This is a genomic window from Trueperella pyogenes, from assembly GCF_001070855.1.
Taxonomy (GTDB): domain Bacteria; phylum Actinomycetota; class Actinomycetes; order Actinomycetales; family Actinomycetaceae; genus Pauljensenia; species Pauljensenia pyogenes_A.
In genome coordinates this window covers 130,327-138,370 of the sequence record NZ_JVLH01000008.1, presented here as the reverse complement: position 1 = coordinate 138,370, position 8,044 = coordinate 130,327, and the positions used below count along the sequence as shown (strand labels likewise).

General features: G+C 56.3%; 7 protein-coding genes. All 7 read left to right on the top strand.

The features are described 5' to 3' along the window. Positions 1-138: 138 nt before the first annotated feature. The 7 genes from ADG72_RS03460 (at position 139) to ADG72_RS03430 (ending at position 8,018) form a co-directional block, all read left to right on the top strand. Positions 139-786 (top strand): malonic semialdehyde reductase, encoded by a 648-nt coding sequence (locus tag ADG72_RS03460; RefSeq protein ID WP_048712259.1) that lies wholly within the window; start codon positions 139-141, stop codon positions 784-786. Positions 787-804: 18 nt separating this feature from the next. Then, on the top strand, positions 805-1,248 hold the full coding sequence (gene rbfA, locus ADG72_RS03455) for a 30S ribosome-binding factor RbfA (protein WP_048712257.1): 444 nt from the start codon (positions 805-807) through the stop codon (positions 1,246-1,248). Continuing rightward, a complete protein-coding gene (gene truB, locus ADG72_RS03450; protein ID WP_048712255.1) occupies positions 1,248-2,246 on the top strand; it encodes a tRNA pseudouridine(55) synthase TruB in 999 nt (332 codons plus the stop codon). Before rbfA ends, truB begins: the two co-directional genes overlap by 1 nt. Before the next feature lie 12 nt (positions 2,247-2,258). Next, a complete protein-coding gene (locus ADG72_RS03445) occupies positions 2,259-3,248 on the top strand; it encodes a bifunctional riboflavin kinase/FAD synthetase (RefSeq protein WP_048712254.1) in 990 nt (329 codons plus the stop codon). A 160-nt stretch (positions 3,249-3,408) separates the two neighbouring features. After that, positions 3,409-3,678: a 30S ribosomal protein S15 gene (rpsO, locus tag ADG72_RS03440; RefSeq protein ID WP_009407917.1), complete on the top strand. Its 270-nt coding sequence runs from the start codon at positions 3,409-3,411 to the stop codon at positions 3,676-3,678. A 241-nt stretch (positions 3,679-3,919) separates the two neighbouring features. Then, positions 3,920-6,277 carry a polyribonucleotide nucleotidyltransferase gene (locus tag ADG72_RS03435; protein ID WP_009407918.1) on the top strand — a complete coding sequence of 786 codons (2,358 nt, stop codon included), beginning with the start codon at positions 3,920-3,922 and terminating at the stop codon, positions 6,275-6,277. A 430-nt stretch (positions 6,278-6,707) separates the two neighbouring features. After that, positions 6,708-8,018, top strand: coding sequence for an MFS transporter (locus tag ADG72_RS03430; protein WP_048712252.1), 1,311 nt, complete (start codon positions 6,708-6,710; stop codon positions 8,016-8,018). Positions 8,019-8,044 lie beyond the last annotated feature (26 nt).

The window sequence follows — 8,044 nt, the reverse complement described above, 5'->3', positions numbered from 1 at the left end:
CTCCATACAGCGGGTGGGGCCCGGAACACGATCGTTCCAAGCCCCACCCGCCTTGCTATACCCACAGGAAAACAGCCAGTGTCGCTGGCTCGTTTTTCTTCTTCAGCAGTGTGCGTGCTGGCGCGTTAGAGTCAGGGTATGACTGAGGTTTCAGAATCCTTAATTCTTGGATCGCAGCTCCCCGAATCTATGAATGCGCAGGAAGTACTTTCCAAGCTTTTCAGTGATGCCCATACCGCATATAGCTTTACCCAAGAGCCTGTTAGCGACCAAGAGCTTCATGCCGCTTACGATTTGGCTAAGTGGGCTCCGACCGGAGTGAACGGTCAGCCACTTCGCGTCGCGGTTGTTCGTGGTGGGGTGGCAAAGCAGAAGCTTCTGCATGCTCTTCCCCGCGGCAATAGGGAACAAGCTCAAGGTGCGCCTTTAGTATTGGTTTGCGGCGCGAAGCTGGATTTCCATCACGACCTTCCCTTACTTCACCCGCGCGGCGAACGCTATGAAAAGCTGCTCACGGATAATGACAAGATGCGCACCTTTATGGCGCATACATCAGCCACAATTCAAATTGCTTATCTAATTTTGGCTCTTCGGGCCCAGGGCTTGGAAACCGGGCCTATGAATCCCGATGATGCGAAACTTCTTCATGACGCTTTCTTCCCTAGTGAGGATATCGAGCCAATTTTGGTCATTAACGTGGGTCATCCAGGTACCGATGCATACCAGGAACGTGGGCCGCGGGTGGGGTACGATGAGGTGTTTCGCGAACCGCAGGTTAACGCCTGACCCTACAAGGAGGACGCCATGGCTGATGAAGCACGAGTTCGTAAAGTGCAAGATCGCATTCAAGAAACTGTTGCTTCTCTCTTGGGACGACGTATCAAAGATCCGCGTCTGGGCTTCGTGACAATTACCGATGTTCGGGTCACTGGCGACCTCCAACATGCCTCGATTTTCTACACGGTCCTTGGTGGCGATGACGAGCGCGCAGCGACTGCTCGCGCTTTCGAATCTGCAAAGGGTTTAATTCGCAGTGAGGTCGGTAAAGCACTTGGAATTCGCCTTACCCCGAGTATCGAGTTCATCCCTGATGCTCTTCCCGAAACAGTTGCTTCCCTAGAGAGTGCACTTGCATCCGCGCGGGCTCATGATGAAGAGGTAGCTCGCCAGGCTGAGGGTGCGCAGTACGCGGGTGAAGCAGACCCCTATCGCAAGCCTGAAGAGGAAGATGAGCAGGACGAACGTTAATGTCTGCTGCCTCCACTGATGTCGTTTCGGGGCTGCTGATTGTTGATAAACCTCAAGGGATTACCAGCCACGACGTCGTTTCGCGTACCCGTCGTTTAGCTCATACACGCCGAGTTGGTCACGCGGGCACATTGGACCCAATGGCGACGGGAGTGCTTGTCCTTGGAATCAACAAGGCAACAAGACTACTCACGTGGATTACTGATCATTCCAAACGCTATGAAGCGCAGGTGCGTTTTGGTGTCGAAACGACAACCGAAGACGCGGAAGGTGAAGTAACGTCGACCAAAGGCTGCGAAGGCCTCGGCAATGAGGAAATTGAAGCGGTACTTTCTCGTTTCCGCGGAACTATTTCTCAGGTCCCCTCTGCAGTGAGCGCTATTAAGGTCAACGGAAAACGCGCCTATGCAAGGGTCCGTGCCGGTGAGGACGTCAAACTCGAGCCTCGAGAAGTAGAAATTTCCCTACTGGAAGCGCAGGGCCAGCCTCGCTCTCACCGGGTGGAATACGCTTTGGAGGGCAAGAGCACTCAGGTCAATTGCGTTGACCTCAATGTGGTCGTTGAGTGCTCGGCGGGAACCTATATCCGTGCCCTTGCGCGCGATCTTGGAAATGCGTTGGGTTGCGGCGCTCATTTGACCTCGTTACGCCGCACTCGAGTTGGCGAGTTCTCAATCGACTCTGCCCATACCTTGCAGTCCTTGGACGAGGCCGCGGAGCAGAGCGGGGGAGAGGCTTCTCTTCCGCTGACCTCCCTCAGTGATGCCGCGCGGGAAATGTTCCCTTGCCTTCTTCTTTCCGAGGCCGAGGCCGGTGCCTTTTCGCACGGGCAAGCTCCACGTCGTAAGGCCAGCGAGGTCGTTCGTTTCGTTGAGGAGTATTTCCCGGGAAACCATCCTGGCGAGCATGGGCCAATTACTGCCTGTCGGGGTGATGGTGAAGTACTTGGACTTCTCAAGATTATTGACAACCGTTTCGCAACAGTTCTTGTTTTCTAGAAAGTAACCACAGTGGAGATTTGGCGTTCCTTAGACGAGATTCCTAAGGGATTGACTTCAGTTGTCACGATCGGCAACTTTGATGGGATGCACGAAGGGCATCGCAAGGTGATTTCTGCCGCTGTCACCGACGCGCGCGCGATGGGGGTTCAGGCGATTGCTTGTACCTTCGATCCGCATCCACGTCAGGTGCACAATCCGGATAGCCCTCTCAAGCTGATCTCTCCTTTGCGTGACCGCTTGGATGCCATGGCTGCTGCCGGGTTGAATGCAACCTTTGTCATTCACTACGACGAATCCGTTTACACCTTGACTCCCCGTGAATTCGTCCAAAAATATGTGGTTGATGCGTTGGGAGCTGCTGAAGTCGTTGTCGGCAAGGACTTCCGTTTTGGTCGCAATAATTCGGGTGATCTAGAGACCCTCTCGGCCCTTGGAGAAGAATTCGGTTTTACCGTTACCTCGGTGGATGACGTTACCGCTCCTGAGGGACGGCGCTGGTCATCATCGTGGGTGCGTCAGCTTCTCGAAGAGGGCGATGTTTCAGGGGCTGCTCGCGTGTTGGGACATCTTCACCGCATCCGCGGGACGGTTGAACACGGCTATAAGCGTGGGCGCGAGTTGGGATTCCCCACCGCAAACCTCTGCAATGACATCGAAGGTGTCGTTCCCGGAGATGGAGTTTATGCCGGCTGGCTCGTGCGTCATATTGGTGATGGTGGGGCAGCTGAATTCCTGCCTGCCGCCATTTCGGTGGGAACGAACCCGCAGTTTGACGGTGAAGTGCGAACCGTTGAAGCGCATGTCTTGGGGCGCAGTGACCTGAACCTCTACGGCGAAAATGTCTCCATTATGTTTGTGAGCCGTATTCGCCCCATGGAATCCTTTGAATCCTTGGACGCGTTGCTGTCTCAAATGGATGAGGATCTAAGGATTAGTGCCTACGTTCTTGGTGTCGGAGTGCCCACCCGAGTGGATCCCAAGGCCGTAACTGCACGTTAAGCGCCTCGTGCTTCATCCTTCAGGTTGACGCTCGTGCTGCAGATCACGACTAAAGCCTGAAGATGGGATGCTAAACTAGTCTAAGCCGTCATGTCGGCCACGGATTGTATGCACAGGGAACGCCCTGTGGCTCCGTGCAACGAGTTATAAGGAGAAGCCTGTGCCACTGAGCAAGGACGTTAAGGACCAGATCATCGCCGAGTACGCCACCCACGAAGGTGACACCGGCTCCCCCGAGGTTCAGATTGCGCTGCTGACCCAGCGAATCAAGGACCTGACCGAGCACTTCAAGACTCACAAGCACGATCACCACTCCCGTCGTGGTCTGCTGCTGCTGGTTGGTCGTCGTCGTCGCCTTCTTGGCTACCTCGCCGAGATCGACATTGAGCGTTACCGCTCGCTGATCGAACGACTGGGCCTGCGCCGCTGATTTTAGTCCGGCTCGATTCCATGTTGGAATCGAGCCGGATCACTACGTGTGGGCGAAGTGCACACGCGATAACTCAATACTTTGGATAGGGCGTAATCGTGCGCGGTTTTCGACAGTGGTTTACGGCTTCTCTGGCGCCTACAGATGTGGGAAGAGCCGGACAAAAGCCGTGGACTTCGATCGAAGGCCGATACGAACGCCGAAGTAGTGTGAAATAGATCAGTTCAAGGAGAACACACATATGATGGAAGGCGAAGATATCGTCTCAGCAGAGGCGATCATCGACAATGGCCGTTTCGGTAAGCGCGTCGTGCGTTTTGAAACGGGCCGCCTCGCCAAGCAGGCCGCAGGTGCGGCCATGGCCTACCTCGATGATGAAACTGCGGTTCTGTCCGCGACCACCGTGGGCAAGCAGCCCAAGGATCAGTTTGACTTTTTCCCGCTGACCGTTGACGTTGAAGAACGTTCCTACGCGGCCGGCCGTATCCCCGGATCGTTCTTCCGTCGCGAAGGCCGTCCCGGCACCGAAGCAATCTTGGCAGCACGTCTGATCGACCGTCCGTTGCGCCCCGGCTTCAAGAAGGGTCTGCGCAACGAGGTCCAGGTTGTTGCAACCGTTCTGGCTGCACACCCCAACGATGCCTACGACGTCCTGGCAATTAATGCTGCCTCGATGTCGACCCAGATCGCTGGGCTTCCTTTCTCTGGCCCCATCGCTGGTACCCGTCTGGCCCTCATTGATGGTCAGTGGGTGGCATTCCCTCGCTGGTCAGAGATGGAGCGCTCCGTCTTCAATATCGTTGTCGCCGGTCGTATTGTGACCACCGAAGACGGTTCTGAAGATGTTGCCATCATGATGGTTGAGGCCGGCGGTGGCGAAAACGAATGGGATCTCATTCAGGCAGGCGCCGTTGCGCCGACTGAAGATGTCGTGGCTGACGGCCTCGAGGCCGCAAAGCCCTTCATCCGTGCGCTGTGCGAAGCTCAGATGAAGGTTGCAGAGGTTGCCTCCAAGGAAACCGCTGAATTCCCGATCTTCCTGGATTACTCCGATGAGCAGTACGCAGCAGTTGAGCAGTGGGTTGGCGATAAGCTTGCCAAGGCGCTTCTCACTGAAGGTAAGCTCGCCCGCGAAGAGGCAGTCGACCAGGTCAAGGCCGATATGCTCGAAGCGCTCTCCGAGCAGTTCCCCGAGGGTGAAAAGGAACTCAAGGCTGCATTCCGTTCTCTGGAAAAGCAGACCATTCGTAACCGCACCCTGCGCGAAGAAATCCGTATGGATGGCCGTTCGCTGCGTACCATTCGCTCTCTGAGTGCCGAGGTCGAGGTTCTTCCTCGCGTCCACGGTTCGGCTCTCTTCCAGCGCGGTGAAACCCAGATTCTGGGTGTGACGACCCTGGCTATGCTCCGTATGGAGCAGCAGCTGGACAACCTTTCGCCCATCACGGCGAAGCGTTACATGCACCAGTACAACTTCCCGCCTTACTCGACCGGCGAAACCGGCCGTGTGGGTTCGCCCAAGCGCCGCGAAATTGGCCACGGTGACCTTGCAGAGCGCGCTCTCAAGCCCGTTATTCCTTCGCGTGAAGAGTTCCCCTACGCAATCCGTCAGGTCTCTGAGACCATGGGTTCCAACGGCTCTTCTTCGATGGGTTCCGTGTGTGCATCGACCCTGTCGCTGCTCCAAGCTGGCGTGCCGCTGCGCGCCCCCGTCGCAGGTATCGCAATGGGCCTTATGACCGGTGAAGTTGATGGCAAGCAGAAGGCCGTGACCTTGACCGATATCCTCGGTGCTGAAGACGGCTTCGGCGATATGGACTTCAAGGTCGCTGGTACCCGTGAGTTCATCACCGCTCTGCAGCTGGATACCAAGCTCGATGGCATCGACTCCCAGGTGCTGCGTGGCGCGCTGGCACAGGCCCGCGATGCTCGCCTCCAGATCCTTGATCTGATGGAGCAGGCAATTGATGCCCCCGATGAGATGAGCCCCTACGCTCCTCGCATCATCACGGTCCAGGTCCCCGTTGACAAGATCGGTGAAGTCATTGGCCCCAAGGGCAAGATGATCAACCAGATCCAGGAAGACACTGGCGCAGAACTGACCATTGAGGACGATGGCACCGTCTACATTGGTGCATCGACCGGTGAAGCCGCAGAAGCCGCACGCGCGATGGTCAACCAGATTGCCAACCCGCAGATGCCTGAGGTAGGGGAGCGCTTCGTGGGAACCGTCGTGAAGACGACCTCCTTCGGCGCCTTTGTTTCTCTGACCCCCGGCAAGGACGGCCTGCTGCACATCTCGCAGGTTCGTCGTCTGGTCGGCGGCAAGCGCATTGACTCCGTGGATGACGTCCTCCAGGTTGGCCAGCAGGTCGAGGTTGAGATCCATGAGATCGGCGACCGCGGCAAGCTCAGCCTCTACGCCGTCGTTGATGGTGAGACCGGTGAGCTCGAGGCCAGCGATGAGCAGCCTCGTCGCCGCGAGCGTTCAGAGCGCCCCGAGCGTCGTGAACGCCGTGAGCGTCGTCCCCGCACGCGCACACGCCGTCGTCGCGATGATGATGAGGCCCAGGCTTCAGAGGGCTCCGACGAGGAGTGACCTTGCGCTGAGGGCGCGCTAGACAACGCGTACTCTGAGCTTTCATGCCGTGTGGGGCGAAGGAATTCCTTCGCCCCACACGGCATATTTATGCCTTCGCAACAGCATGTTCTCAGCTTTCAAGGTGTCATCCCAGTTATCTGAAAAAGCAGTAATTATCGACGAATACCGTCGGAAAAAATTTGATTCTTTGGGCCTAAAGACCCCTCGTTTTCATGTGAAGCCATTGATAGCGTTGAGGACGTGGCAGCGATTATTGCCTGCGACATATCGTGTTCTGACACTGATCTGTGTTCGCAGAAATTCACCGCCCCCAGTGGCGGGATGCTGCACGAACAAGCCGCAATTATGGACGAATGTAGTCCAGGATATGCGCGATCTCACCCTAGTCCGATGAACTCTATTCTTCAGTGATAGAAAGGTCTTTCACATGTTGGGTTCTGCAGAGAGGAAAGCGAGCGACCTGAGCGCAGCTCACCGCATCTTCCTTCTGATCTTGGTCTCGATCGGTAGCTCGATCATTTACACTCCCGCCTATCTTCAGTACGTCTTCGAAGAACCGCTGGGTAAGGCCCTCATCGCCTCGGGTGGTGCTACGCCCGAAAACGTTGCCACCACGCTGGGTACGCTTCTGAGCGCATACGCTATGACCGCGCTTGTGTGCTATCTGCCCTCCGGCATTGTGGCGGATATTGTTCGCGTTCGTACCCTTTCGTGGGTCGGTTTCGGTCTGACTGCATTGCTCACCTTCTGGTACGCAATGTTCCCTTCGCTGACCACGATTCGCTTCCTTTTTGTCGCGATGGGCGTTACAACAATCCTCATTTGGTGGGGTATTCGTTACAAGCTTGTGCGCCTGATCTCTGATGAAAATGGCTACTCGCGAAACATTGGTCTTTCTTATGCCTTCTATGGCCTCGCCGGTCTGATCCTGGGCTTCTTCAACTCATGGCTGGTTGCCCACCTCGCATCGCGTGGGGACATCATTCCCATGCGTACCCTGCTCTTCATCCTGGGCGGCCTGATCATGGTTCTTGCCGTTCTTTCCTTCTTCTTCATCCCGAAGTTCGAAGGTGAAATCGGCTCCACTGAAGGCGGTTTCTCGGTGAAGCAAATCGGACAGGTTTTGGCGAACCCGGTCGTCTGGCTGGCAGCTGCCACCTTGTTCTTCGTCTACTTCTTCTACACCGGCGTAAACCAGACCACCGGCTACATGAACAAGGTCATGATGCTTGCTCCCGCAGTGGTCACCATGGTCGCAACCGTTCGTACCTACGGTATTTCGCTGGTCTCGGCTCCCTTCTTCGGATGGGTTGCTGAGAAGGTCGGCTCTCCTTCGCGTGTCATTGCAGCTGCTTCACTGTTGGTTGCAGTGCTCTTCGCTGGATTCGCAGTCCTGCCCTCGGGTGCAAACGCTATCCTCACTGCTGGATTGGTGATCCTCTTGGCGTTTATTGCCAACGGCGTCTTCGGCATTGTTTCCTCGCAGCTCACTGAAGGTAAGGTCGCTCCCGCGGTCTTTGGTACGGCATCGGGTCTGCTCTCGGTCATCGGCTTCCTTCCCGATACCTTCTCCTACACCTGGTTTGGTTCGATTCGTGATGCCGCAGGTGACGCACAAGAATCTGCGTTCCATCAGATCTTCATGATCCTTGGTGGCGCAGCCCTTCTGGCAGCAGTTTGTGCGCTCGCGCTGGTTGTCGTGATTCGCATTCGCGAGAAGAAGAACGTCCAGGCCTGAAAACCGCGTACTGAGGAAGGAGGACG

Bases quoted from the DNA above. Each gene is read 5' to 3' on its own strand.
- ADG72_RS03460 (WP_048712259.1), top strand. From the start codon at position 139: ATGACTGAGGTTTCAGAATCCTTAATTCTTGGATCGCAGCTCCCCGAA.
- rbfA (WP_048712257.1), top strand. From the start codon at position 805: ATGGCTGATGAAGCACGAGTTCGTAAAGTGCAAGATCGCATTCAAGAA.
- truB (WP_048712255.1), top strand. From the start codon at position 1,248: ATGTCTGCTGCCTCCACTGATGTCGTTTCGGGGCTGCTGATTGTTGAT.
- ADG72_RS03435 (WP_009407918.1), top strand. From the start codon at position 3,920: ATGATGGAAGGCGAAGATATCGTCTCAGCAGAGGCGATCATCGACAAT.
- ADG72_RS03430 (WP_048712252.1), top strand. From the start codon at position 6,708: ATGTTGGGTTCTGCAGAGAGGAAAGCGAGCGACCTGAGCGCAGCTCAC.